Source organism: Nonomuraea sp. NPDC059007 (genome assembly GCF_042740555.1).
GTDB lineage: Bacteria > Actinomycetota > Actinomycetes > Streptosporangiales > Streptosporangiaceae > Nonomuraea.
In genome coordinates, this window is record NZ_JBHYJD010000011.1 from 255066 (window position 1) to 280209 (window position 25144).

Sequence of the window (25144 nt, forward strand, 5' to 3'; positions counted from 1 at the left end):
CCGGCATGTTCATGTCAATCTGGGAGCATGAAGGTTTCCGCGCAGAAGTGCCGCACACACCCGAGCTGAACTCGCCGTTCGATAGGCGGGCTCCCTACGACGTGCTGCCGCGCGTCGACGAGTGCCGTATTCTGCCGCCCATCCAGCGGCCGAGCGAGCGCTTCCAGGACACGTCTCCCGCACGCTCGTCGCACCCGCGGTGGACGAGCGACGCCAGACCAGGAGCCGACATGCCGATCACGAACTGGGCGGGCAACGTCACCTTCGGCGCGGCCCGGGTGCACCGGCCGGAATCCCTCGACGAGCTGCGCCGCGTGGTGGCGGCGGGGTCGCGCGTACGGGCCCTGGGCAGCGGCCACTCCTTCAGCCTGGTCGCCGACACCAGCCACGACCTGGTCCGCCTCGACGGCCTGCCGCCCACAGTGGAGATCGACGCCGGCCGCTCGACCGCCACCGTCGCCGCCGGACTGCGTTACGCCGAGGTCGCCGAGCACCTGCATCGCGCCGGATTCGCGCTGGCCAACATGGCCTCGCTCCCCCACATCTCGGTCGCCGGATCGTGCGCGACCGGCACCCACGGCTCCGGCGACAGCCGCCGCTGCCTGGCCGCCGCCGTCGTCGCGCTGCAGCTCGTCGGCCCTGACGGCGACCTGGTCGAGCTGAGCCGCGAGCGCGACCCCGGCGTCTTCCCCGGCGCCGTCGTCGCGCTCGGCGCGCTCGGCGTCGTCACCCGGCTGACGCTGGAGATCGAGCCCGCCTTCGACGTGGTGCAGCGGGTCCGGCTCGACGTGCCGCTCGAGGAGGTGTCCGCGCGTTTCGACGAGGTGTACGGCGCGGCCTACAGCGTCAGCACGTTCACCGACTGGCGCGCCGGCAAGGCCGAGGTGTGGCTCAAGCACCGCCTCGACGAGGAGAGCTCCGGCTTCGGCGACGGATGGTCGGAAAGCGGCTGGGCGGGAGGCCGGGCCGCCGAGCGGCAGGTGCACCCGGTGCCCGGCATGCCGCCCGAGTCCTGCACGGAACAGCTCGGGGTCCCGGGCCCGTGGCACGAACGGCTGCCGCACTTCCGCCCCGAGTTCGTGCCAGGCGCGGGCGAGGAACTGCAGTCGGAGTACTACCTGCCCCGCGAGGCCGCGACCAAGGCTTTCGAGGCGATCAGGGAGATCGGCCCGCTGGTGGCACCCGTGCTACACGTCTCGGAGGTGCGTACCGTCTGCGGCGACGACCTCTGGCTCAGCCCCGCCTACGGCCGCGACACCGTCACCCTGCACTTCACCTGGATCCGCGACGCGGCGGCGGTCATGCCCGCCCTGGCCGAGGTCGAGGAGCGGCTCATGCCGCTGGGCGCCCGCCCGCACTGGGGCAAGCTCACCACGACCAAACCCCGGCAGATCAGCGCGATGTACGAGCGGGCGGCCGAGTTCGGGCGGCTGGCCCGCGACCTGGACCCGTCCGGCAAGTTCCGCAACTCCTATGTGGACGCCCTCTTCCCCGCCTGACCCTGCGCCCTTCACGTCAGCAAAGCCTTCAGCTCGTACGGCACGGCCACCGAGACGACGAGACGCCCCACCGCCCCATCTCCACTCCCGACGCCACCACCACGCACACCCGCTCCACCCCAACGCCGCCACCACGCGCACCTGCCCCACCCCGACGCCGCCACCAGGCGCGCCCGCCCCACGTCGAACATCACGGTCCGCTCGATCGCGCCCGGCGGCCGAGCACCTGGTGTCCGGCTCCCGGCTGAGGCGGGTGAACCCGGTCACCGGGTCAGGGCGCCCGTTCCAGTGGTCGGCGCGGCGGGCGACAGCGGCTGTGCCTTGCCATGCGTGCCATGCGCCATGCGTGCCATGCGACGAGTTCGCAGTGCTCAAGACGTAGCCGCGCACCAAGCCGCATGCTCTCATCCGGCACCCTATTGGCAACATATTGCCAGCGCCTATTGCCTATCCTGCGGCTCGGGCGCGTAGATGTGCCGCCAGTGTTCCGCCGAGTTGCGCAGGTCGTCGCTGACCAGGAAGAGGAACTGGCCAAGTTTGTCCAGCCGGGTTCCGGCAGGCGTGTCCACGCCGAGCGCCTGGGCGCTGCTGCGCGAGGCCTCGGCGATCAGGGTGTTGATCCGGGCGCTGGCCAGCATGGCCTGGTACCACACGTCGTCGTCCATGACGTAGCGCTCGGCTCGGCCGCGGGGGTCGCGCTCGCGCTTGATGATCTCCATTTCCTCCAGGTAGGCGACCGCCTTGGAGATCGAGGCGGGGCTGACGCCCAGGCGTCGCACGAGTTCGGCCGAAGTGAGGCTACCTCCGTCGGTGGTGAACAGCGCGGCGAGCACCCTGGCCATCATCTGCGGCAGCCCGCTCTGGATCAGCAGTTCGGTGAGGTGCGTGGACACCCGCTCCACGACCCGGGGATCGCGGGCGCCGAGGTCGGCGGCCCTGGCCGACGCCGACCGGCCGGAGCCCTGGGGGCGCAGGGACTGCCTGCTCGCCCGGTGGGCCTGGTCGGGGCGGTAGTCGTTCGGGCCGCCGTTGCGCATGACCTCGCGGGTGATGGTCGAGGTGGGCCGGTCGAGGGCGCGGGCGATGGCGGCGTACGTCATTCCGTCACGCAGTCCCACGGCGATCTGACGGCGGTCCTGCTGGGTGAGCCTCTGTCCGGGCATCGGGCTCCTTGCTTCAAGCGATCGGGACTCAGCTTAGCGTAGTGCAAACGCGAGTTGCATTAACTGTCAGCATCTATGCAACGATTCTAGGCACTTGAACTGCATGTTTGCATTATGTTTCGCAGTATAGTGATTGACGATTTCGTGTATGCAACGTAACTTTCGAGATGTCGCGAAGACTTATCAGGCAAGGACACGACATGACACACACCGAGATCCAGAACGCCCTCGACCGCGCCGTCACCGAACACGGCGTGCCCGGCATCGTCGCCGAAATCCGCGACGGCGACCGGACCTGGTTCGGCACCGCCGGCGTCGCCGACCTCACCACCGGCACCCGCCGCGTCCCCGGCGAACACCTGCACACCGGCAGCTCCGGCAAGGCCTTCACCGCCGCCGCGCTACTGACGCTGGAGGCCGAAGGCCGGCTGAACATCGACGACACCGTCGAACAACACCTGCCCGGCCTCCTCACCAACGGCTACGACGGCAACAAAATCACCATCCGGCACCTGCTCAGCAACAGCAGCGGCCTGTACTCCACCGGCCTGGCACCCGAAGCCACCCACCGCTACGCCACCCGCTCCGGCTTCGCCCAGCACCACCTCGACCAGTGGGCCAAGGAGGACCTGCTGAAGCTGGCCGTCTCCCAGCCGCCCGTCTTCGAACCCGGCGCCGCCTTCACGTACTCCAACGGCGGCTTCTACATCGCCGGCGCCATCATCGAGAAGGTCACCGGCAACAGCTACGCCGACGAGGTCGACCGTACGGTCATCCAGCCCCTCGCGTTGACCCACACCCACGTACGACGGCAGGACGAGTCGAGCTACGCCGACCCGCACCCGCGCGCCTACTCCTCGCTGTTCATGAAGGACGGCACCGACCCCGCCGCCATCACCGCCGAAAACTGGCAGACGGTGATGGAGGAGCCCGGCACCCCGCCGTTGGACGTCACCGAGTTCAACACCTCGCTCGGCTGGTCGGCCGGCGACGTCGTCTCCACCACCAGCGACATGATCCGACTCATCAGCGCCCTGGCCTCCGGCAGCCTGCTACCCGAGGAGCAGCACCGCAAGATGTGGACGACCATTTCCACCGAAGGCGGCTACTGGATGCCGTATGCCCGCTACGGCCTCGGCGTCTTCGAATTCGACCGGGAGATCACCAACGGCCTCGTCCTGCGTGGCGCCGGCGGCAGCCTGTGGGGCTCCTACATCTGCACCGTCGGCACCCCCGACGGCGACCACGTGCTCTCCCTGCACACCAACACCGAATGGAAGACCTGGGACATCGTCTTCGACCTCGTCAAGGCGGAGTTCGGCAAGGGGCTGTGACACGCTTGCCGACGATTCAGCGCTGGGGCGGGCCCAATTCGCTGCTGTCGTGTCGCTCGAGCAGGGCCTCGGCGCCGTTTTCGAGGGTCCGGGCGGTGTCCGCCGCACGGGGCAGCACGGTCTTTTCGTAGGTGGCGACGGCGTCGGCGACCGTGGGGGGACCGGCCAGCGCGAGGGCGAGTTCGCAGCCGTCGAGCATGGCCAGGTCGGCGCCGACGCCATGCGGAGACCTGAGGTGGGCGGCGTCACGGTCGGTGCGGGTTCCCAGGTGTGGGACCGGCAGGGCGAACAAAGGACGATCGACGTACGGCCCGTCGTTGTCGGTGACCATCTGGAGCATGGACGGCGACCAGCCGGGCACGGAGCCCCGGCGGTGTCGCCGGCGCGCAGGCGTCCCTCTCTTCCTGAGCCCTCGGCCTTGTTCCGCGAGCTGCCGGCCCGATGGCCGTTCGGCCGTGGGGTTTGCGGAGGGCCTCCCCGGGGCGATGGCCGTATGTGACAGATAACTGTCGTTGCGGCCACTCGGCACACTCGGTGACAATCGGGACATGTCCACCGCACACCGCGTTGTGATCGCGCTCTTCCCGAACGTCGACCTGCTCGACGTCACCGGCCCGGCCGAGGTGTTCGCCCTGGCCAACCGGGTCAGCGGCCGCGTCCTGTACGAGGTGCTGCTGGCCGGACCCCAAGGCGGGCACGTCACCACGTCCGCAGGGGTGAGGCTGGTCGCCGACCTGGCGTTCGACGAGGTCGGCGACCGGGTGGACACCCTGCTGGTACCCGGCGCCGTGGACGTCACCCCCGAAGGCCCGCTGGCCCTGACGGACCCCGGAGTAGTGGCATGGGTCCGGCGAACCGCTCCCATCGCCCGCCGCGTGGCATCGGTGTGCGTAGGCGCGCACATCCTGGCGGAGGCCGGACTGCTGGAAGGCCTCACGGCCACCACCCACTGGTCCACCGCCGCACAACTGGCCGCCGACCACCCGGACATCACCGTCGACCCCGACCCGATCTTCGTACGATCCAGCGGCCAGGTGTGGACGGGCGCGGGCATCAGCGCCTGCCTGGACCTGACCCTCGCGCTCGTCGCCGACGACCACGGCGAGGAGACCGCGCTGGCGGTGGCCCGCGAACTGGTCATGTACCTCAAACGGCAGGGCGGCCAGAGCCAGTTCAGCGTCCCGATGGCCCACGCCGCCACCGGCCGCCGCGACATCGACGACCTGCGCCTGTGGATCGCCGAACACCTGGCCGAGGAACTCACCGCCGTCGAAATGGCGGCCCGGATGGGGTTGAGCCAGCGCCAGTTCACGCGCGTGTTCCGGCAACGTACCGGCACCACACCCGGCGCCTACATCGAGGCCGCCCGCGTGGAGGCGGCCCGGCGTCTCCTGGAAACCACCGACCTGCCCTTGCCCCGGGTGGCGGCCGACAGCGGCTTCGGCTCAGTGGAAACCCTGCACCGCGCCTTCCGCCGCCGCCTGGGCACCGGCCCCGGCTCCTACCGCCGCCGCTTCCGCACCGTCGCCTGACCCACCCACCTACCGACCTCACCCGCCGCGTACCTGCGCCCTTGTCGCGTACCCGAGCCCCTCGCCGCGTACCTGTACCGACCCAAGCCCGCACCTCTGCCGGCGCGAGCCTGCCCGAAATCCCGAGGCCCCCAGATATCCCGAGGCGCAAGCCTGCCAGTCAACCCGAAAGGAACCCAACGATGAGCACCACCGCTTCGCCCACCCTCCGCGAGGTCTCCGGCCTGCCCACCGACCCGGCCCGCCTGACCGACGCGACCCTGATCATGATCGACTACCAGAACACCTACACCACCGGCGTCATGGCCCTCACCGCCGCCGACCAGGCCCTCACCGCAGGAGCCCGCCTGCTCGAACGCGCTCGCGCCACCGGCACGAAGGTCATCCACATCATCAACGACGGCGGCCCCGACACCCCCTACGACATCCGAGCCGAGATCGGCGCCATCAACCCGCTGGTCGCACCGCGCGACGGTGAGCCGGTGGTGGTCAAGACGTTCCCCAACGCCTTCCACGAGACCGACCTCCAGCAGGTCCTGACCGGCCTGAACGCGGGCCCCGACCTCATCCTGGCGGGCTTCATGACGCACATGTGCGTCACGTTCACCGCGCAGGGAGCCTTCAACCTGGGCTACCGCCCCACCATCGTCGCCGACGCCTGCGCCACCCGCCCACTCCCCGCCCCGGACAACACGGCGGTGCCCGCCACCACCCTGCACACCGCCGCCCTGTCCACGATCGGCGACCTGTTCGGCGTGGTGGTCCCCAGCGCCGACGCCCTCCCGATCTGACATCCCCCATCGAAGCGACACCGCCCGATCCTCCGGCCAACACGCTCACACGGAGCGACCGGCCGGAGGATCGCTCTGACAGGCACCTGGCGGAGTATTTGAGCTTCTGTCGGCTGAGCGGATCCGCCCAAGGAGACCCGGCTATCCCGGGCAACCACAGAGGTGAGCCCTGGCGCAAGCGGGGAGTCGGGCTCCGCCCGACGGAAAACGCGCGGAGCGAAGCGGAGCACCTTTGTCCCGGGCGGGGTCCAACCGCCCAACCACCCAGCCGGGCAAACGGGTGGGCCCCAACAGAACGCGCGGAGCGAAGCGGAGCACCTTTGTTCTGGGTGGGATCCAACTGCCCAACCACTTAGCCGGGCAACGGGCGGGCCCCAACAGAACGCGTGAAGCGAAGCGGAGCACCTTGCCCTTAGAACTTGCTGCGGAGCTCGTCCACTCGGGCGCGCCATACCTTTGCCTCGCTGTCCGTGAAGATGGCCTCCGCCCGTTCCAACCGGACCGTCGCCATCTCCGGCTCGTCGCGGGCCAGTGCCAGTTCCGCCAACGCCAGCAGCGACTGTCCCTCGCACTGCTGGCTGCCGCCCAAGCACGCCGCCATCAGGGCGTCGCCCAGCAGCGGCCGTGCCCCCGTCAGGTCGCCCTGTGCCAGCCGCACCCGTCCGATTCCCAGCAGCGCGAACGCCTCGCCGATGGAGTCGTTCATGCTGGTCGCCGTGTGCAGGGCGGCGTCGAACGACTCCTCGGCCGCCTCCAGCCGCCCCCTCGTGAGCAGCGCCTCACCCAGCCGGAACCGGACCTGCGCCTCGATCCGGCTGGATCCGGTACGCACGCAGATGGCCAGCGATTCCCGCAGGTACGGCTCCGCCTCCTCCGCCCGCCCCGACTCCAGGTGGATCTGGGCGATGTTGCGCAGGACATGCGCCTCCCCCACCGGATCGCCCACGGATCGCAGGTCTTCGAGCGCCTGCTCGTACCATTCCTGAGCGACGGTGTACTGCCCCTTGGTGCGCTCGATGAAGGCCAGGTGCCGCAACACCAGCCCCCGCCCGTGCACGTCCCCGCTCGCCTCGAACCAGGCGCGGGCGGCTTCGAGGTTCTGCTGCGCCTCGGCCAGCCGCTGCTCGACGAGTTCCAGCCCGCTGAGCGAGTACCGGACGACGGCTTCGCCGCGTTTGTCGCCGGCCCGCCGTACCGCACCCCAGGCCACTTCGTGTGTCTCTCGCCAGGCCTGCCGGTAGGAGCGGGTCTCGAAGAGCGTGACCGAGGTGACGGCCAGGTCCCAGCACAGCTCGTGGAGCCCGAGCCGGGCGGCCTGGTGCACGCTGGACACGAGGTTGGTGAGCTCGATCTGGAACCATTCGATCGGGTCGGCGATCAGGCTCTCCACCAGCTCTTCGGGCAGCGTCCACGGCTCGGTGCCGGAGTGCAGGATGGTGTAGTCGCCGCCGTAGGCCTGCCGGTGGGCCCGGCCGGCCAGGTGGAGCCAGCACCGCAGCAGCCGGTGCAGCGCCTCTTCCTGCTCCTGCGCCGGAATCTCCCTGGCCAGCAGTTCACGCACGTAGGTCCTGGTGAGGTCGTGCAGCCGGTACCGGACCTGCTGGTCGTCCCGGACGACCAGGTCGACGAGGCGTTCCTCGACCAGGGTCTCCAGGATGTCGGTGGCGGCGTAGGGGTCCATGTCGAGGAGTGGTCCGGCGATCCAGCCGCCGAAGTCGACCTCGTCCAGCGCCCCGAGCAGCAACACCAGCCGGGCGGCGGGCGGGTCGAGTTCCTGGCAGGAGATGGAGATGGTCGCCCGGACGCTGGCGTCGCCGAGGATCAGCTCGTCGAGGCGGCGGCGTTCGTCGGCGAGCCTGCGTACCATCTGGTCGATCTGCCAGTGCTGGCGCATGGAGAGTTTGGCCGCGACGATGCCGAGGCCGAGGGGCAGGTGGCCGCAGGCTTCCGCCAGGCGTCTGGCGGCGGCGTGCTGGGTCATGACCCGGCCCTGGCCGATCACCTGGGAGAGCAGTTCGAGGCTGGTGGACTCGTCGAAGACGTCGAGGTCGACGTGGTGGGCGCCGTGCAGGCCGATGACGGAGCGGCGGCTGGTGACCAGGAGGGCGCAGCGCGGCTCGGCGGGCACCAGCGGCAGGATCTGGCGGGCGCTGGCGGCGTCGTCGAGCACGACGAGGACCCGGCGGTTGGCCATGACGCTGCGGTACATGGTGCCGAGCTCGACGATGCCGCTCGGGAGCACGGAGGGGGCGACGCCGAGGGAGCGCAGCAGGCGTTCGAGCACCTGCTCGGCGGGGACGGGGTGGCCGTCGGCGTCGCGCAGGTGGGCGTAGAGCTGTCCGTCGGGGAAGGCCTCGCGTGCCTTGTGTGCGGCGTGTACGGCCAGCGCCGTCTTGCCCACCCCGCCGGGCCCGGTGACCATGACCACGGCGGCCCGGTGCAACTGCCGCGAGTTGACCAGGTGGTCGCGCACGTCGGCGATGACCTCGTCGCGGCCGACGAAGTTGGACGGCCCGGCGGGCAGCTGGTGCGGCACGATCTTCGCCGGTTCGGCTACGGGCGCGGCGGCCAGGGCGGGGTCCTGCGACAGGATGGCCTGTTCGAGCTGGCGCAGTTCCTCGCCGGGGCTGAGCCCGTGCTCCTCGACCAGCGTGTACTGCACGTTCCTGAGCACTTCGAGCGCCTCGACCTGCCGGTCGGCGCGGTAGAGGGCGAGGGCGAGCTGCATGTGCAGCTCTTCGCGCAGCGGGTGGACGGCGACGAGTTCCTTGAGCTCGCCGAGCAGCTCATGGTGGCGTTGCAGGCGCAGTTCGAGGTCGATGCACTCCTGGAGCGCCACGAAGCGTTCCTCGTTGTGCCGGGTGGCGGCGGCCTGGACGCGGCGGCTGTTGATGCCCTCCAGCGCCTCGCCCCGCCACAGGGCCAGGCCGGAGCGGAACTCGCTGACCGCGCCTTCGAGGTCCTGGGAGCGTGCGGCCTCGCGGCCGCGGGTGACGTGGCGGCGGAAGCGGGTGAGGTCGAGGCAGTCTTCGGGGACCCGGATGAGGTATCCGGCGGAGTGGGTGACGATGACCTCGGTGTCGGTGTACTTGCCGAACCAGCCGCGTAGCTGGGAGATGCAGATCTGGACCTGGGCGTCGGCGGTCTTCGGGGGCTCCTCGCCGTAGAGCGCCTCGACGAGGCGGCCGGTGGTGACCACGCGGCCGGGTTCGAGTAACAGCATCACCAGCACGATCTGGCGGCGGCGGCCCTCGATATTCACCTTGCTTCCGGCGAATACTTCGAGCGGCCCAAGCACCCGAAACTCGAGGATCAACGCCCACCTACTCACTTGACAACGAGTTACCGTTGATCTGCAGAGGTCACTATATGCGTGAAATATGACGTTGGGGAGAACCCCGATTCGGGGGCAGGGTTTCGGCCAGCACAAATGCCAACATACGAGTTAATCTTCATAACAGCACGGGTGCCACCCGCTGAAATCGGCAGGTGGCACCCGGCAAAGTCTGACTACTGTTCCGCCCAGGCGTGGAATCCCGCGTCGAGTTCCACGAGCAGGTCGATGGCGAAGTCCGTTCCCGATTCTCCGTTCGACATCAGGACCACTCCGGCCCCCGATTCCAGGCCGATACCCGAATAGCAGCGGTACCCGGCGGCCACCCCGGTGTGCCCGAACCAGCGGATCCCGTCGACCTCCCTGACGACGGTCCCCAGCCCGTACGCGGCCCCGGCGCCCGGGGTGAGCAACTGCCCGGCGGCCCACCGGTCGAGCAGCCGGCCGGTGCCCGTGTGCGCCCGCTGGATCTCCGCGGCCACCCTGGCCAGGTCGGCGGCGCTGGTCCACAGCCCGCCGGTGGCGCTCGGGTAGACCCGCCAGCCGCCGTCGAGCGGCCGGCCGTCCTGGTCGTGCCCGACCGCCGCGCGCTCGCCGAGCGAACGGGCGAAGGCGGTGCCGTAGCCGCTGTCGCGCATGCCGAGCGGGCCGAAGACGAGCTCGCGCATCAGCTCGGGGAACGGCCGGCCGGTCAGGTCGCACAACACCTGCTCGACGACGACGAAGTGGTTGCCCGAGTACCGGTACCGCTCTCCCGGCGCCAGTTCGGCGCGGATCGGCGCGGTGGCCGCGGGCGGCCGGCCGTCCAGCACGTCGAGCAGGCTCGGCGCCGGATCGTCCGGCAGCCGGGCGCCCGGCCCGCCGAACTCGTCCGGGGTGAGCCCGGCGGTGTGCGCGAGCAGCCCGCGCAGCGTCACGCCGGCCGACGGCAGCCGCCAGCCGCGCAGGTAGTGGTTGACGTCCTCGTCGAGGTCGACGATGCCGTCCTGGGCCAGCTTGAGCACGCCGACCGCGGTGACGTGCTTGCTCACCGAGCCCGCCTGGAAGACGGTGTCCGGCCTGACCAGCGCTCCGGTGGCGGCCGAGGCGAGACCCTCGCCCCACGCCTCGGCCACCGTGCCGTCGGCGACGAGCGCGACGGCGGCGCCGGGCACCCGGTGGCGCCGCAGGCGCAGCCGCGTGGCCGGGATGCCGGGGAAGAAGCGGTCCAGGAAAGCGCGTCCGTGCGGCGTGTGCCCCTGGGCCGGGATGAGCAGCGCGACCAGCCGGTCGAGGAAGCGGTCGGCCAGCGCGCCCACGGTCTCCTCGCGGTGGAGGTTGGCCGAGTAGTTCCAGGCGACCTGGAAGACGCCGTCCACGACGGCTCCGTTGATCTCGATGAGGTGGGGCCGGCGCCCGGCGGGCGCGCGGTCGCCGCCCGCGGCCGACCTGATCCGGGTGAACAGCCCGGTCTCCGCGGCGGTGCGTACCTGGCCGTGGTAGTTGAAGCTGATCGGCGCCGCCTCGTGCTCGACCGCCAGGCCGTGCCCGATGCCGTGGTGCGGCGTGGTGTGCAGGTGCTCGCGGACGATCTTGACGCAGCGGCCGGTGTCGAGGGCGTCGGGCAGGTGGACGTGCAGCGGGTGCAGCGCGGTGAACCAGCCGACCGTCCTGGACAGGTCGACGTCGTCGAAGAGCGGCTCGCGCCCGTGTCCCTCCAGGTCGATGTGGACGTCGGGACTGCCGGTGTGGTCGGCGGCCGTCTGGGCCAGCGCGGTCACCAGCAGGTCGTGCACGGAGGTGCGGTGGGCGGTGTGCGCGGAGCGCAGCAGCGCCTGCGTGTAGGAGGCGTCCAGGGTGCGGACCACCGTGACGGTGGAGGACTCGACGTTCTCGCCGCCGGGGGTGTCCACGGGGAAGGGCGCCGCCTGCGGGCGCGGCATCCGCCAGTACGCGGCCTCGGTGGCGAACCCGGCCGACTCCGCGTGCTCGGCCAGCTTCACCGCCCAGTGCCGGAAGGAGGTGGTCTTCTGGGGCAGCTCCAGCCCTTGGTAGGCGGTGGCCAGGTCGTCGAGCAGGATGCCCCACGAGACGATGTCCACGGCGACGTGGTGGATGGTGACGGTCAGCTCGCGGCCGTCCAGGTGCGCGCGCACGATCGGGCCGTGTTCCAGGTCGAGGCCGCCGCTCAGGGGCGGGCCCGCGTGGAGCAGATCGGCGTCCTCGGTCGCGGCGAGGTGCTGGGTCCAGCCGGTCGGCGACCTGCGCAGGCGCAGCCGCAGGGCGTCGTGGTGGGCGGTGAGCCGGGTCAGCGCCGCCCGCAGCCGATCGGGGTCGGGGGTCTCGGTCCAGCGCAGCCGTACCGTCTGGTGGTAGTGGTCGTGCGGCCAGTCGAGCGCGGTGAACCAGCGCTGGATGGGGGTGAGCGGGACCGCGCCCGTGACCGTGCCCTGCTCGGCGTGGGCGGTGGCGGGGACGTCCGCGCTCTCCAGGGCGTGGGCGAGCTCCGCGATGGTCGGGTCGGCGAACATCTGCCGCGGGGTCAGCGCGAGACCGGCGCGGCGGGCCTTGACCATGACCTGGATGGACAGGATCGAGTCGCCGCCGAGGTCGAAGAAGTTGTCGTGGACGCCGACGTCGGGCACGCCCAGGACCTCGCTCCACGCCTCGGCGAGGATCTTCTCCACCTCGGTGCGCGGGGCCACGAAGGCCGAGGCCAGTTCGGGGCGGACGGCGTCGGGCGCGGGCAGGGCCTGCCGGTCGACCTTCGTGTTCGGGTTCAGCGGCATCTCGGCGAGCATGACGAAGGCGCTCGGCACCATGTAGTCGGGCAGCCGGGACTGCACGTGCGCGCGCAGCTCCGAGGTGGTCGGCGTGCGGCCGCGGGCGACCGCGTAGGCCACGAGGCGCTTGGGCGCGCCCTCCTCCTCGCGGGCGACCACGACGGCCTGGCCGATCAGCGGGTGCGTCTCGATCACCGCTTCGACCTCGCCCAGCTCGACCCGGAAGCCGCGGACCTTCACCTGGTGGTCGAGCCGCCCCAGGAACTCCAGCGTCCCCTCGGGCAGCCGGCGGACCAGGTCGCCGGTGCGGTAGAGCCGTCCGCCCGGGGGGCCGAACGGGTCGGGCACGAAGCGCCTGGCGGTCAGTCCTGGCCGGCCGTGGTAGCCGCGGCCCACGCTGTCCCCGGCCAGGTACGCCTCCCCGGCCACCCCGACGGGCACCGGATCGCCGCCGGGATCGAGCACGTACACGCGGGTGTTGGCGATCGGCCCGCCCACCGAGACCCGCTCGGCGGCGGGGTCGCAGACCCACACGGTGGAGTCCACGGACACCTCGGTGGCGCCGTAGAGGTTGAGCAGGCGCGTGTCCGGGCAGCGTTTGCCCCATTCGCGCAGCACGTCGGTGGTGAGCGCCTCGGCGCTGGCGAACAACCAGCGCAGCGGCAGCCCGCCGTCCTCCACGAGCGGCAGCATGGCCCGCAGCATCGAGGGGACCAGGTGCGCGGCGGTGACGTTCTCCTCGGTCATGACCCGGACGATGTAGTGCGGGTCGCGGTAGCCGTCCGGCCTGGCCAGGATGACCGCCGCCCCGGAGGCCCAGGGCCAGAACATCTCGTAGACGGAGATGTCGAAGCTCAGCCCGGCCAGTTGCAGGACCTTGTCACCGTCGTCGAGGGGGAAGCCGCGCACCATCCACCAGATGTAGTTGACGATGCCCTGGTGCCGGATGAGCGTGCCCTTCGGCCGCCCGGTCGAGCCGGAGGTGTAGATGACGTACGACAGGTTGCCGGGACGGGCCGCGCGTCCGGGGCGGCCGGGGTCGCGGGCGGCGATGCGCGCCGCGTCGTGCTCGCCGTCGAGCACGACCACCCGGCCGGTGTGCTCGGGCAGCCGCCCGACCAGCCGTTCCTGCGTGAGCACGACCGGGGCCGCGGTGTCGGCCAGCATGAACGCCAGCCGCTCCGCCGGGTACTCCGGGTCGAGTGGCACGTAGGCGCCGCCGGCCTTGAGCACGCCCAGCACCGCCACCGCCATCTCCACGCCGCGCTCGACGCAGATGCCGACCAGCGTCTCCGGTCCGACGCCCAGGTCGCGAAGGTGGTGGGCGAGCCGGTTGGCCCGCGCGTCCAGCTCGCCGTACGTGACGGAAGACGCGCCGGAGACGACCGCGACCGCGCCGGGCGCGCGCTCGGCGCTGTCCTCGAACAGCTCGTGCAGACAGCGCTCGCGAGGGTACGGCGCCGCGGTGTCGTTGCACTCCTCGACCACGGCGCGCCACTCCTCGGCGGGCAGCGGCGCCAGCTCGGCCAGGGCCGCGCCGGGCCGGGCGGCCAGCGCTTCGAGCAGCATCCGGTAGTGGGCGAGCAGCCGCCCGGCGCCGTCCGCGGTGACCCGGGAGGGCTGGTAGTCCAGCCGCAGCCGCAGCTCGTCGTTGAGCCCGACGTTCAGCACCAGCGGGTAGCCGGTCTGCTCCCAGGTCTGGGCCGAGGCGATCTCCAGGCCGCCGGGCGCCCGCTCCTTGTGGGGGAAGTTCTCGAACATGAGGATCGTGTGGAAAAGCCGCTGCCCGGCGGGCACCCGCGACTGCCGCTGCACCTCGACCAGCGCGCAGTGCTCGTGGTCGCGGTGCTCCACGAGCTGCTCGTGGACCTCGCGCAGCCAGCCGGCGACCGTGGCCCGCTCGGGCACGCGTACCCGCACGGGCAGGGTGTTGATCAGCAGCCCGACGGTCCGCTCGACGCCGGGCAGCCCGCCGGAGCGCCCCGAGACGGTCGAGCCGAAGACGACGTCGCGGGTGCTGGCGTACCGGCTGAGCAGCAGGCCCCACGCGGCGTGGGCGATCGCGCTGACCGTGATGCGGTGCTCGCGGGCCAGTTCGCGCAGCCGCCGGGTGACCTCGGCGGGCAGCCGCTCGTGCAGGAGCGCCACATCCTGGCTGGTCGCGCCGCGGCCGTCGCCGCGCTCGGGCGGCAGGATCGTCAGCGGGGTGGGGCTGGTGACGTCGGCGAGCATGGCCTGCCAGTAGCCCGCGGCGGCGGCCGGGTCCTGGCCGCGCACCCACTCGATGTACTTCCTGAACGGCACCGGCTCGGGCAGCACGGGCGGTTCGCCCGTCTCGCGCAGGCTCCGGTAGACCTCGCGGACCTCGTCGAGGACCAGGCGGACGCTCCAGCCGTCCAGCAGGACGTGGTGGCCGTGCCAGATCAGCCGGTGGGTGCCGTCGGCCAGCCTGATGAGGTCGAAGCGGCGTGGGGGCTCGTTCTCCAGGTCGACGCCGCGGGCGCGCTCCTCGGCGAGGTGCCCGGCCAGGCGCTCGGCGACCTTCGGCGCGGGGACGCCGGTCCAGTCGAGTTCGCGCAGCCGTACCGGAGCTGAGGGGTGGACGATCTGCAGGGGTTCGGGCAGTCCGTCCCACGCGAACGTGGTGCGCAGGATGGGGTGGCGCGCGACGACGTGCTCCCAGGCGCGGCGCAGCGCGGGCACGTCCAGGTCGCCGTCGATGGTGTGGACGAACTGCACGATGTAGTCGGTGCTCTCCGGCTCGAACAGCGTGTGGAAGACCATCCCGGCCTGCAGCGGCGACAGCGGGTAGCTCTCCGCGGCGGCGTCGTCGTCCTCCTGCGCGGCGGCGGGGACCGCGACGGCGGCCAGCTCCCGCAACGTCTGCCGGGACAGCACCTGGCGCGGGGTGATCTCCAGCCCGGCCGCGCGGGCCCCGGCGACGACGTAGATGGCCAGCACGGAGTCGCCGCCGATGTCGAAGAAGTTGTCGCCGGCGCCGACGGCCTCGCGGCCGAGCACGTCCGCCCACACCCGCGCGAGCGCCCGCTCGGCGTCGGTGGCGGGCTCGGCGTCGGCCGGCCCGCCGTCCTCCGGCGCGGGCAGCCGCCTGCGGTCGAGCTTGCCACTCGGGGTGAGCGGAATCTCCTCCAGTACGGCCAGCGCCGCCGGCACCATGTACCCGGGCAGCGCCCCGGCCAGGTGCCGTCGCAGCTCGGCCACCTCGATCGCGCCGGACGGCACGACGTACCCGGCCAGCCGCAGCCCGCCCGGCCCCTCGACCGGCACGACCGCCGCCTGCCTGACGCCGGGGTGGGCCAGCAGCACTGCCTCGACCTCGCCCGGCTCGACCCGGTTGCCGCGGATCTTCACCTGGTTGTCGATGCGGCCCTGCAGTTCCAGCCGCCCGTCGGGCAGGAACCTGGCCCGGTCGCCGGTGCGGTACATGCGCGAGCCCGGCGTACCGAACGGATCGGGCACGAACCGTCGCGCGGTCAGCCCGGGACGTCCGTGGTAGCCGAGCGCGAGGCCGCGCCCGCCGATGCACAGCTCACCGAGGGCTCCCCTCGGCACCGGCCGCGACTGCTCGTCGAGCAGGTAGACGGCGGCGCCGGAGATCGGCCGGCCGATGCAGAAGGGCGGCGCGCCCGCCGGCACGTCGGCGTACGTGGTGTGGACGGTGGTCTCGGTGGGCCCGTAGCCGTTGACCAGCCGGTCCGCCCGCGCCCTGATCTCGGTGGCCAGGGTCTCGGGCATGGGCTCGGCGGTGTAGAGCGCGACCCGCAGCGAGGTGCCGACGTCACCGGCCATGAGCAGCCGCCAGCCCGACGGGGTGGCCTGCACGTGGGTGACGCCGTGCTCGCGGATCACCCGGCACTGCTCGGCCCCGTCGGCCCGCGCCGACTCCGGCGCCACGACCACGCGCGCCCCGGAGATCAGCGGCAGGTACAGCTCCAGCGTCGAGGCGTCGAAGCCCATCGAGGCGAGCAGCAGCCACCGGTCGTCCGGGCTCGCGCCCAGGTACTCGCGCGCGCCGTGCAGCAGGTTCACCACGGCCGCGTGGGTGGCGTCGGTGCCCTTGGGCCGCCCGGTCGACCCCGAGGTGTACACCACGTAGGCCAGATCGCCCGGCCGGGGCTCGGGCAGTTCCCCCTCGTCCGCCCCCAGCTCGCCGAAGCGGTCGCCGGTGATCACGAACGCCGCGTCGACGTCCTCCAGCATGTACGCCAGCCGCGCCGCCGGGTAGGCCGGATCCAGCGCCAGATAGGCGGCGCCCGCCTTCATCACGGCCAGCGCCGACAGCACCAACTCCGCGCCCCGCGGCAGCGACAGGCCGACCACGTCCCCCGGCCGCACGCCCTCGGCCAGCAGCCCGCGCGCCAGCCGGTCGGTGACCGCGTCCAGCTCGCGGTAGCTGAACACCTGCTCACCGCACACCAGGGCGGTCGCCCCCGGCGAGGCCGCCGCCTGCGCCCGGACGAGGCTCACCACCGTCCCGGTGGGTGGTTCCCCTCTGGCGGGCCCGGCCCAGGTGCGGGTGAGCAGGTGCGTCTCGGTGTCCCCCAGGACGGCCGCGCTCGCGACGGGCTCGCCGGGGTGCGCGGCCACGTGCTCGACGACGTTCACCAGGTAGCCGAGCAGCCGCCGGGCGGTGTCGGCGGTGAACAGGTCGGTGGCGTAGTTCAGCGACAGCTCGATGCCCGCGCCGCCGTTGACCGCGATCAGCGTCAGGTCCACCTTGGCGGTGGGGTCGGCGAAGCCGACCGGCTCGCCCTTCAGCGCGGGCAGCTCACCGGCCCGCTCGCCGGTCTCGAAGCACTGGTAGAGCACCTGGTAGACGGGGTTGCGCGCGGCCGACCTGGTGGCCTTCACCGCCGCCACCACCTGGTCGAAGGTGACGTCCTGGTGGTCGAAGGCGCCCAGGACCACCTCGTGCGTACGGCGCAGCAGTTCCGTGAAGGCCGGTTCGCCCGACAGGTCCATGGGCAGCGCCACCGCGTTGGCGAACAGGCCGAGCAGCGCCTCGGTCTCGGCGGCGTTGCGCCCCGACAGCACCGAGCCGATCGCGAACCTGCGCTGGCCGCAGTAGTGCCTCAGGACGATCGCATAGCAGGCCAGCAGCACGGTGTACACGGTGACGCCGTGGTCGGCGGCCAGGGCGCGTACCCGGCCGCTCAGCTCGGGGGCGAGTTCCAGGTCGACGGCGTCGCCGGCGTGCGACTCGGTCGTCGGCCTGGGCCGGTCCGTGGGCAGCTCAAGGACCTGCGGGACGCCGTCCAGCGCGGCGCGCCAGTAGGCGAGCTGGGCGGGTTCGCGCTCGGCGACGCGGCGCGCCTGCCAGTGGGCGTAGTCGGCGTACTGGACGGGCAGCGGCGACAGGGACGGGGTCCGGCCGGCCACGGCGGCGCCGTACAGCTCGTCGAGTTCGCGGACCATCAGCGTGCACGACCAGCCGTCGGAGGCGACGTGGTGCGTGGTGAGCGCGAGCAGGTGCTCGCCGGGCTCGGCGACGCGGATGAGCAGCGCGCGGAAGACCGGGCCTTCGGCCAGGTCGAAGGGGGTGGCGATCTCGGCGAGGGCAAGGGCGAGCGCCTCGTCCCGATCGGCGGCGGCCGTCAGGCGCAGGGCGGCGGGGCCGGGAGGGGCGACCTCCTGCAGCGGCGGCGTGCCCCGGTAGGCGGTGCGCAGGATCTCGTGCCGTTCCACCAGGGCGTCGAGGGCGCGGCGCAGGGCGTCGACATCCAGTTCGCCCGGGATCCGCAGCAGCCGGGGGACGGTGTAGACCGCGTTCGAGTCCAAGAACTGGTTGGTGACCCACATGGCGTGCTGCACCGGCGAGAGCGGCGCGGCACCGGCCGGGCGGCGCGGGATGCCCCCGTCGCCGCCCCCGGCCCGGCCCTGCAGGCGCCTGCGCAGCAGGGCTTGCTTCTCGGGCGAAAGGCTGTCGATGTTCATCGTCGCTCCCTCAAGGACTCAGGTGCGCAGGCTGCGCGGGCGCATGTCCACCCACACCCGCTCGATGTGGGCGGTGCACTCCTCCTCGGTGCCGCTCGTGCCCTCCTCGTGCCAGCCGGAGGGGACGTCCCGGGCGGCGGGCCAGATGGAGTACTGCTCCTCGTCGTTGACGACGACCTTGTACATGGGGTGCCTCCTCACGTTTCGGCGACCATGAGGCGGGCGGCCTCGTCGTCGCTCATCGCCTCGATCTCGGCGAAGATCAGCTCTTCGAGCCGGGCGGCCGCGGCGCGTACCGTGGAGTGCTCGAACACCAGGCGCAGCGGGATGTCGAGGGCGAAGGCCTCCCGCATCCGGTTGACCGCCCTGGTGACCAGCAGCGAGTGCCCGCCCATCGCGAAGAAGTCGTCGTTGGCGCCCAGCCTGGGCACGCCCAGCACGGCCGCCCACACCTCGGCGATCGCCCGCTCGGTGTCGGTGCGCGGGGGCACGAACGGCTCGTCGCTCAGGGTGCCGGGGTCCGGCTCCGGCAGCGACCTGCGGTCCACCTTGCCGCTGGGCATCCTGGGCAGCTTCGGCAGCGCCACGATCGCGCTCGGCACCGCCTGCGGGGCCAGCCGCTCCCCCAGGAACGCCCGCACCTCGCCCACCCCGGGCGCGGGCCCGTCGAAGCTCACATAGGCGGCAAGGCGCTTGTCCCCCGGGAGCGGTTCCCAGGTGGCGACCACCGCGTCGGTCACACCGGGCCAGGCGCGCAGCGCCGCCTCCACCTCACCCAGCTCGATCCGCACCCCCCGCACCTTCACCTGGTGATCGCGCCGACCCCGGTACTGCAGGGAGCCGTCGGGCCGCAGCCGTCCGGTGTCGCCGGTCCGGTAGACGCGCTCGCCCGCCCGCCACGGATGGGGGACGAAGGCCCGCGCCGTCTTGCCAGGATCGCCCACGTAGCCGCGGGCCAGTCCGACCCCGCCGATGCACAGCTCGCCGACCGCCCCGTGCGGCACCGGCTGGAGGGTGTGGTCCAGCACGTACACCTCGTGGTTCTCCATCGGCCGGCCCAGGCAGACCGCCTCGCCGCCGTCGGCGTCGGCGGGCGTGCACACGTGGTGCGTGGAGTCGATGGAGACCTCGGTGGTGCCCCAGTGGTTGTTGAGCCTTGGCCGGCAGCCGAGCCGGTCGTAGAAGGCGGCGACGGTCTCCGGACGCAGCCGGTCGCCGTCGGAGACCACGTGCCGCAGGGCGTGCAGGCCTTCGCGCGCCCCCGGACCGATCTCGTCCAGGAACATCACCAGCATGCTCGGCACGAACTGCAGCCAGACCACCTCGTGCTCGATCGCCGCCCGCAGCAGCGCCTGCGCGTCGCGGTGCAGGCCGGGCGGCAGCACCACGACGCGGGCGCCGGCCATGAGCGGCCAGAAGATCTCCCTGGCCACGTCGTCGAAGGTCAGGGGCGTCTTGAGCAGGACGGCCTCGCCGGGGGCGAGCTGGTAGCGCTCCTGCAGGTTGGCCATCTGGCCGACCCAGCCCCGGTGGGTGCAGGCCACGCCCTTGGGCTCGCCGGTCGAGCCGGAGGTGAAGTAGACGGCGCACAGGTGGCCCGGCCGTACCGGATCGGGGTCGGGGCCCTCGCCGAGCAGCAGCTCGGCGACGTCGCCCGCGCTCACGCAGAGCTCCGCGCCGGCCAGGTCGAGGAGCCTGCGCACGCGGGCGGGCGGGGTGTCGGGCTCGATCGGCAGGTACGCGCCGCCGGCCTTCAGCACCCCGAGCACCACGGCCACGAGGTCGGCCGAGCGCTCCAGCATGACGCCGACCGGCGTGTCGGCGGCTACGCCGCGGGCGGCCAGCGCGCGGGCGATCGCGTCGACCCGGCGCTCCAGCTCGGCGTAGGTGAGCGTGTGCGCGCCGTCCTGGACCGCGGGGGCGGCGGGCGTGCGGGCGGCCTGCTCGGCGAACAGCTCGTGCAGGCAGCGCTCCGGCAGCTCGACCCGGCCGGGCTCGGCGTGCGCGCGCAGGCCGAGCACCTCGGCGTCGGCGAGCACGGGCACGTCGTCCACGCGCAGCGACGGGTCGGCGGCGACCGCGTCGAGCACCGCCCGCAGGTGCGCCATGAGCCGCATGACGGTGGTGCTCTCGTAGAGCGCGGTGTCCCATTCGACGGAGTAGGCGACGCCGTCGCCCTCGCGGCGGAACTCGATCGTGAGGTCGTACTTGGAGCCGCCGCCGGGGGTCAGGATCTCGCTGACCTCGACGCCGTCCAGGCCGGGCAGGGTGACGGGGGCGGTGAGGTCCACGAGGATCTGGAACAGCGGCGTCCTGGACGGGTCGCGCTCGACCCGCAGCTCGGTGACGAGGGAGTCGAAGGCCAGCGCCCGGCCGTCGTAGGCGTCCAGGGCGGCGTCGCGCACGCGGCCGACCAGCTCGGTGAAGGCCGGGTTCGCCGAGACGTCGCCGGGCAGCACGAGCATGTTGAAGAACGGGCCGATCACCGGCTCGCGCCGGGTCGACGAGGACGCGCCGGTGGTGACGTCACCCCGGCCGCTGTAGCGGTAGAGCAGGGCGTGCACGCCCGCCAGCAGCACCATGTACAGGGAGGCGCCCTGGCCGCGGGCGAGCTCGGCCAGAGCGCGGGCGGTCTCCTCCGGCAGCTCGAACCCGTGGCGCAGCGCTCCCTCGCCGCCGCGGATCTGCGGCCGAGGATGGTCGGGGGCCAGCTCGAACGGGCTCAGGTCGGCCAGCGCCTCGCGCCGCTCCGCCACGATCGAGGCGAGTTCGCCCGCGTCGTACGCGGCGTCGTCGGCCGCGGCCAGGTCGCGGAACTGCCGGGGTATCGGCGGCAGTTCACGCCCGGCGTACAGCTCGGTGAGCTCGCGGTAGAGGATGCCGACCGAGCCGCGGTCGAAGGCGAGGTGGTGCACGGTCAGGCAGAGCACGTGCTCGTCCGGCGCCAGGCGCAGGAGCAGCGCGCGCAGGGGCAGACCGGCGGAGATGTCGAGCGGCGTCGCCGCCTCCGCCGCGAGCGCCGGGCCGAGGTCGTCCTCGCCGATCGGGCGCACATCGAGGCGGAAGCCGGCGGCCGGCCTCAGCACTCCGGCCAGCTCGCCGTCGCGGGTGTCCAGGGAGGTGCGCAGCACCTCGTGCCGGGTGACGATCGTGGTGAGCGCCCGCTCCAGCGCCCCGGTGTCGAGGGGGCCGCGCAGGCGCAGGAAGGTGCTGCCCAGATAGCCGGCGTCGCCGGGGGTGAGCTGGTCGGCCAGCCAGAGGCGGTGCTGGACGCGGGGCACGCGGACGTGGTTCACGAGCTTCCCCTCAGGGCGTCGACGTCGATCTTGCCGTGGCGGGTGAGCGGGAGCGCGTCCATCGCGGCGATCTCCGACGGGATCATGTACGCGGGCAGCAGGTCCTGGAGGTGGCGCTGGATGTCCTGCCGGTTCGCGGTGGCCGGGGTGACGGCGGCGGCCAGCCGTACCTCTCCCGAGGGTGTGTCCCGGGTGTAGACGACCGCGTCCGTGAGGCCGGCGAGCATGAGGATGGCGTGGACGATCTCGGCCGGCTCGGTCCTGCGCCCGCCGATCTGGATCTGGTCGTCGGCGCGCGACAGGTAGTGGAGCACGCCGTCGGCGTCGGCGGAGACGAGGTCGCCGGTGCGGTACCAGCGCTCGCCGTCGTGGTGGACGAAGGCCTCGTCGCCCGCGCCGAGGTAGCCGAGGGCCAGGGCGGGCCCGCCGAGCCAGAGCTCGCCGTCGCCGCTGACCCGGACCCGCACGTACGGCAGCGCCCGCCCGATGGGCGGCGGCCCCTCGCCCGGCCCGACCCGCTGGCAGGTCGCGGCGACGGTGCACTCGGCGGGACCGTAGATGTTGTAGAAGGCGAACGGGTGGCGCGGCTCGGGCCGCCGGGTGAGCCGGTCGCCGCCGGTGAACAGCATGCGGGTCGGGAAGCCGGCCGGCCAGTCCTGGTCGAGCACGCCCGCGACCATCCCGGTCGGTACGAACGACGCCCTGACCTCGTGTTCGCGCAGGAAGTCCCGGTAGTCGGCCGGGTCGAGCACGGCGTCGAGCGAGGGCACCGCGAGCGCGGCGCCGTTGGCCAGCGCGCCCCAGATCTCCAGCACGCTGGCGTCGAAGCTGAGCTGCGCGACCTGGCCGGCCACGTCACCCGGCTCCAGCGTGGTGATCTCCTTGTACCAGCGGGTCATCGGGCCCAGCCCGGCGTGGCTGACGACCACGCCCTTCGGCTTCCCGGTGGAGCCCGAGGTGAAGATCACGTACGCGGTGGACGGGTCGATCGGGGCCGGATCGGCCAGCAGACGGCAGCTGCCGGAGCCCGGCCCGTCACCGTCGCCGTCCGTGAGCACGACGGCGGGACGGGCGGTGTCGAGGATCGTCCGCACCCTGGCCTTGGGCAGGCCGTGGGCAAGCGGCAGGTAGGCGGCGCCGGCGGACCAGGCCGCGAGCATGCCGGCGATCGCCCGCCCCCGGCCCGCGCAGGCCACGGCCACGAGGTCGCCGGGGCCGACGCGGGCGCGGGCCAGCTCGGTCCTGAACTCCTCGATGTCGCGCAGCATCCGGCCGCAGGTGTGGACCCTGCCGCCCTCCAGCACGCAGGCCCGCTCGGGGTCCTTCCTGATCCAGCTCATCACCTGGTCATAGATCATGCCGCCCGCCAATGCCGGTCGACGGCCCCGGCGAGCACCGCCGGGTCACGCAGGTAGAAGAAGTGGTCGCCCTCGTTGGACTCGCAGCCGAGCCAGGCGGCGGTGTGCCGGCGCCAGGTCGCCAGGTGCGCCTCGGTCATCACCGGGTCGTGCCGTCCGGCCAGCGCGAGCACGGGGGTGGCCAGCGGCGCCGGGTGGTCGTCCACGTACTGCCTGCCCAGGGCGAGGTCGGCCCGCAGCGCGGGCAGCACCAGCTCCATCAGCTCCTCGTTGTCGAGCAGTTCGGCCGCGGTGCCGCCCTGACGGGTCATCGAGGCGATCAGCGATCCGGCGCTCAGCCGTTCCGGCGACAGGTCGGGCATGGGCGAGCCGGGCGCCGCCGAGCCGGAGACGACCAGCCCGGCGGCGGGCCGCTGCTTGGCCGCGAGCAGCTGGGCGGTGTCGTAGGCGGCGAAGGCGCCGAAGCTGTGGCCGAACAGCAGCAGGCGGCCGGGCGCCCGCAGCAGCTCGGGCAGGCAGCCCACCGCGATCTCCCTGACCGAGGCGGCCTGCGGCTCGCGCAGCCGGGGGCCGCGGCCCGGGTACTGCACGCTCCACAACGACCACCCATCGGGCACGGCGTCGGCCAGGGCCAGCGCGGCCGAGGCGCTCGAACCGGCTGAGGGGAAGAAGACGAACCTGTCCCTGCCCTGCTCGCGGATCGGCTGAAGCCAGTCGCTCATGATCATTCTCCGCCCGGGATGTGGAAGATGGTCTCCTTGAGCAGCTCGGAGGCGCCGTCCACCATGCGGAAGACGCGTGCCTCCCGGTAGGCCCGCTCCAGCCCGTACTCCTGCAGCCAGCCGCGCCCGCCGAGCGTCTGCATGGCGTCGTCGATGACCTCGCAGGCCGACTCGGTGGCGTGGAGCTTGGCGATCGCCGCCTCGCGCACCGCGATCCGGCCCTCGTCCAGCGCGCGGGCGGCCTGCCTGATCAGCGCGCGGGAGGCCTCGATCTTGACGTCGGAGCGGACGATGAACTCGCGGATGTACTGCTTGTCGCTGAGCCGCCCGCCGGCGATCCTGCGCTGGGCGGCGTGGGCCCGCGCGACGCCGAGCGCCCACCGGGCCAGGCCGATCGCCCGCGCGGCCAGCGAGACCCGGCCGTAGGGCAGCCACTCGATGGCCATGCCGTTCGCGCCGCCGATCTGGCCGGGACCGCCGAGCACCGCTTCGTCGCCGACCTCGATCCCGTCCAGCTCGACCTCGTACGGGTCGTAGCCGGGTTCCATGCCCGGCAGCCGCCGGACGATCCGCCAGCCGGGGACGTCGGTGGTGAAGATGAAGAACGTCGGCCCCGCCGCGGGCTCGCCCACGACGTTGGCCAGCACGACCGCGGCGTCCGCGGTCTCCGCGTTGCTGATCATGAACTTGCGGCCGTTCAGCACCCAGCCGCCGGGCGCGCGGGTCGCGGTCGTGCTCATGGCCGACACGTCCGAGCCGCCGCTCTCCTCCGTCATCGCCAGGCAGCGCCGCATGCGCCCCTCGATCATCGGGCGCAGCCACCGCTCACGCTGCTCGGGGGTGCCGCACAGCACGATCCTGCTCGGCCCGTCCGGGCAGGACAGGATGTGCCGCGAGTACGGCAGGCCGCTGGCGGCCGCCTCCTCCCGCAGGTCGGCGACGACCAGCTCCGGCAGCGACCAGCCCCCGTACTTCTCGGGGAACTCGGCCGCGAACAGCCCGGAGGCGACCCCTGCCGCGCGGGCCAGCGCCCGCTGCTCCGGCTCCGGCCGGTCCGCCGCGTGCGCGCGCAGCCAGTCCAGCACCTCGGCGAGGATCGCCCGGGAGACCCAGGGGTCCTTGAGCATCTCCTCCGGTGACGTCGAAGGCACGAAGTCGTTCATCGCCGCTTCTCCCGCACGATGTCGGAGACCGCGTTCACGTAGGCGTCGAAGCGCGGGTTGTCGAACAGCACCCTGAGCCTGGGCCGTACCTGGCACGACTCCTCGACCTTGGCGCAGATGGTGATGGCCTTCATCGAGTCGCCGCCGAGGCGGAAGAAGTCGGCGTCGTCGCCGACGGACACGTTGAGGCTCTGTTCCCATGCGGCCCGCACGGCCGTGGTCAGCTCGTCCATCG

The 25144-nt window shown here is 72.5% G+C and carries 14 protein-coding genes; 4 read left to right on the forward strand and 10 right to left on the reverse strand.

The genetic code is table 11. The features are described from left to right. The first annotated feature begins 230 nt into the window (after positions 1–230). On the forward strand, positions 231–1499 hold the full coding sequence (locus tag ACFWY5_RS20890) for a D-arabinono-1,4-lactone oxidase (RefSeq protein ID WP_379633757.1): 1269 nt from the start codon (positions 231–233) through the stop codon (positions 1497–1499). A gap of 440 nt (positions 1500–1939) precedes the next feature. Here the strand turns inward: ACFWY5_RS20890 and ACFWY5_RS20895 are convergent, their stop codons facing one another. Continuing rightward, entirely contained in the window at positions 1940–2662 is a 723-nt protein-coding gene (locus ACFWY5_RS20895; RefSeq protein ID WP_379633684.1) for a helix-turn-helix domain-containing protein, read from the reverse strand. 200 nt (positions 2663–2862) lie between these two features. Here ACFWY5_RS20895 and ACFWY5_RS20900 point away from each other — a divergent pair, with 200 nt between their 5' ends. Continuing rightward, on the forward strand, positions 2863–3996 hold the full coding sequence (locus tag ACFWY5_RS20900; RefSeq protein WP_379633686.1) for a serine hydrolase domain-containing protein: 1134 nt from the start codon (positions 2863–2865) through the stop codon (positions 3994–3996). Between the two features lie 16 nt (positions 3997–4012). Here the strand turns inward: ACFWY5_RS20900 and ACFWY5_RS20905 are convergent, their stop codons facing one another. Further along, entirely contained in the window at positions 4013–4336 is a 324-nt protein-coding gene (locus ACFWY5_RS20905; protein ID WP_379633688.1) for a hypothetical protein, read from the reverse strand. Positions 4337–4544: 208 nt separating this feature from the next. Between ACFWY5_RS20905 and ACFWY5_RS20910 the strand changes: the two genes are divergently transcribed. Then, entirely contained in the window at positions 4545–5528 is a 984-nt protein-coding gene (locus ACFWY5_RS20910) for a GlxA family transcriptional regulator (protein ID WP_379633690.1), read from the forward strand. 182 nt (positions 5529–5710) lie between these two features. Then, positions 5711–6319 (forward strand): cysteine hydrolase family protein, encoded by a 609-nt coding sequence (locus tag ACFWY5_RS20915; protein WP_379633692.1) that lies wholly within the window; start codon positions 5711–5713, stop codon positions 6317–6319. A 412-nt stretch (positions 6320–6731) separates the two neighbouring features. On the opposite strand, the gene ACFWY5_RS20920 is transcribed toward ACFWY5_RS20915, so the two are convergent. The 8 genes from ACFWY5_RS20920 to ACFWY5_RS20955 all read right to left on the reverse strand — a co-directional run bounded on the left by ACFWY5_RS20920 (position 6732) and on the right by ACFWY5_RS20955 (position 25142). Beyond that, on the reverse strand, positions 6732–9635 hold the full coding sequence (locus ACFWY5_RS20920; RefSeq protein ID WP_379633694.1) for a BTAD domain-containing putative transcriptional regulator: 2904 nt from the start codon (positions 9633–9635) through the stop codon (positions 6732–6734). A 194-nt stretch (positions 9636–9829) separates the two neighbouring features. Continuing rightward, complete coding sequence (locus ACFWY5_RS20925) at positions 9830–18370, reverse strand: amino acid adenylation domain-containing protein (protein WP_379633696.1); 8541 nt, start codon at positions 18368–18370, stop codon at positions 9830–9832. Positions 18371–18388: 18 nt separating this feature from the next. Further along, positions 18389–18556: an MbtH family protein gene (locus tag ACFWY5_RS20930; RefSeq protein ID WP_379633698.1), complete on the reverse strand. Its 168-nt coding sequence runs from the start codon at positions 18554–18556 to the stop codon at positions 18389–18391. A gap of 11 nt (positions 18557–18567) precedes the next feature. After that, positions 18568–21666, reverse strand: coding sequence for an amino acid adenylation domain-containing protein (locus ACFWY5_RS20935; protein ID WP_379633700.1), 3099 nt, complete (start codon positions 21664–21666; stop codon positions 18568–18570). Continuing rightward, entirely contained in the window at positions 21663–23024 is a 1362-nt protein-coding gene (locus ACFWY5_RS20940; protein ID WP_379633702.1) for an AMP-binding protein, read from the reverse strand. The genes ACFWY5_RS20935 and ACFWY5_RS20940 overlap by 4 nt, the downstream gene beginning before the upstream one ends. Further along, on the reverse strand, positions 23021–23746 hold the full coding sequence (locus ACFWY5_RS20945; RefSeq protein ID WP_379608903.1) for a thioesterase II family protein: 726 nt from the start codon (positions 23744–23746) through the stop codon (positions 23021–23023). Before ACFWY5_RS20945 ends, ACFWY5_RS20940 begins: the two co-directional genes overlap by 4 nt. 2 nt (positions 23747–23748) lie before the next feature. Beyond that, entirely contained in the window at positions 23749–24909 is a 1161-nt protein-coding gene (locus tag ACFWY5_RS20950) for an acyl-CoA dehydrogenase family protein (protein WP_379633704.1), read from the reverse strand. Then, the gene (locus tag ACFWY5_RS20955) at positions 24906–25142 is read right to left on the reverse strand and encodes a phosphopantetheine-binding protein (RefSeq protein ID WP_379608899.1); all 237 of its coding nucleotides are present in this window, start codon (positions 25140–25142) and stop codon (positions 24906–24908) included. The genes ACFWY5_RS20950 and ACFWY5_RS20955 overlap by 4 nt, the downstream gene beginning before the upstream one ends. Between the last annotated feature and the right edge of the window lie 2 nt (positions 25143–25144).

Excerpts from the sequence above, each read along its gene's own strand:
- ACFWY5_RS20890 (WP_379633757.1), top strand. The coding sequence starts at position 231 with ATGCCGATCACGAACTGGGCGGGCAACGTCACCTTCGGCGCGGCCCGG.
- ACFWY5_RS20895 (WP_379633684.1), bottom strand. The coding sequence starts at position 2,662 with ATGCCCGGACAGAGGCTCACCCAGCAGGACCGCCGTCAGATCGCCGTG.
- ACFWY5_RS20900 (WP_379633686.1), top strand. The coding sequence starts at position 2,863 with ATGACACACACCGAGATCCAGAACGCCCTCGACCGCGCCGTCACCGAA.
- ACFWY5_RS20905 (WP_379633688.1), bottom strand. The coding sequence starts at position 4,336 with ATGCTCCAGATGGTCACCGACAACGACGGGCCGTACGTCGATCGTCCT.
- ACFWY5_RS20910 (WP_379633690.1), top strand. The coding sequence starts at position 4,545 with ATGTCCACCGCACACCGCGTTGTGATCGCGCTCTTCCCGAACGTCGAC.
- ACFWY5_RS20915 (WP_379633692.1), top strand. The coding sequence starts at position 5,711 with ATGAGCACCACCGCTTCGCCCACCCTCCGCGAGGTCTCCGGCCTGCCC.
- ACFWY5_RS20925 (WP_379633696.1), bottom strand. The coding sequence starts at position 18,370 with ATGAACATCGACAGCCTTTCGCCCGAGAAGCAAGCCCTGCTGCGCAGG.
- ACFWY5_RS20930 (WP_379633698.1), bottom strand. The coding sequence starts at position 18,556 with ATGTACAAGGTCGTCGTCAACGACGAGGAGCAGTACTCCATCTGGCCC.
- ACFWY5_RS20940 (WP_379633702.1), bottom strand. The coding sequence starts at position 23,024 with ATGATCTATGACCAGGTGATGAGCTGGATCAGGAAGGACCCCGAGCGG.
- ACFWY5_RS20945 (WP_379608903.1), bottom strand. The coding sequence starts at position 23,746 with ATGAGCGACTGGCTTCAGCCGATCCGCGAGCAGGGCAGGGACAGGTTC.
- ACFWY5_RS20950 (WP_379633704.1), bottom strand. The coding sequence starts at position 24,909 with ATGAACGACTTCGTGCCTTCGACGTCACCGGAGGAGATGCTCAAGGAC.
- ACFWY5_RS20955 (WP_379608899.1), bottom strand. The coding sequence starts at position 25,142 with ATGGACGAGCTGACCACGGCCGTGCGGGCCGCATGGGAACAGAGCCTC.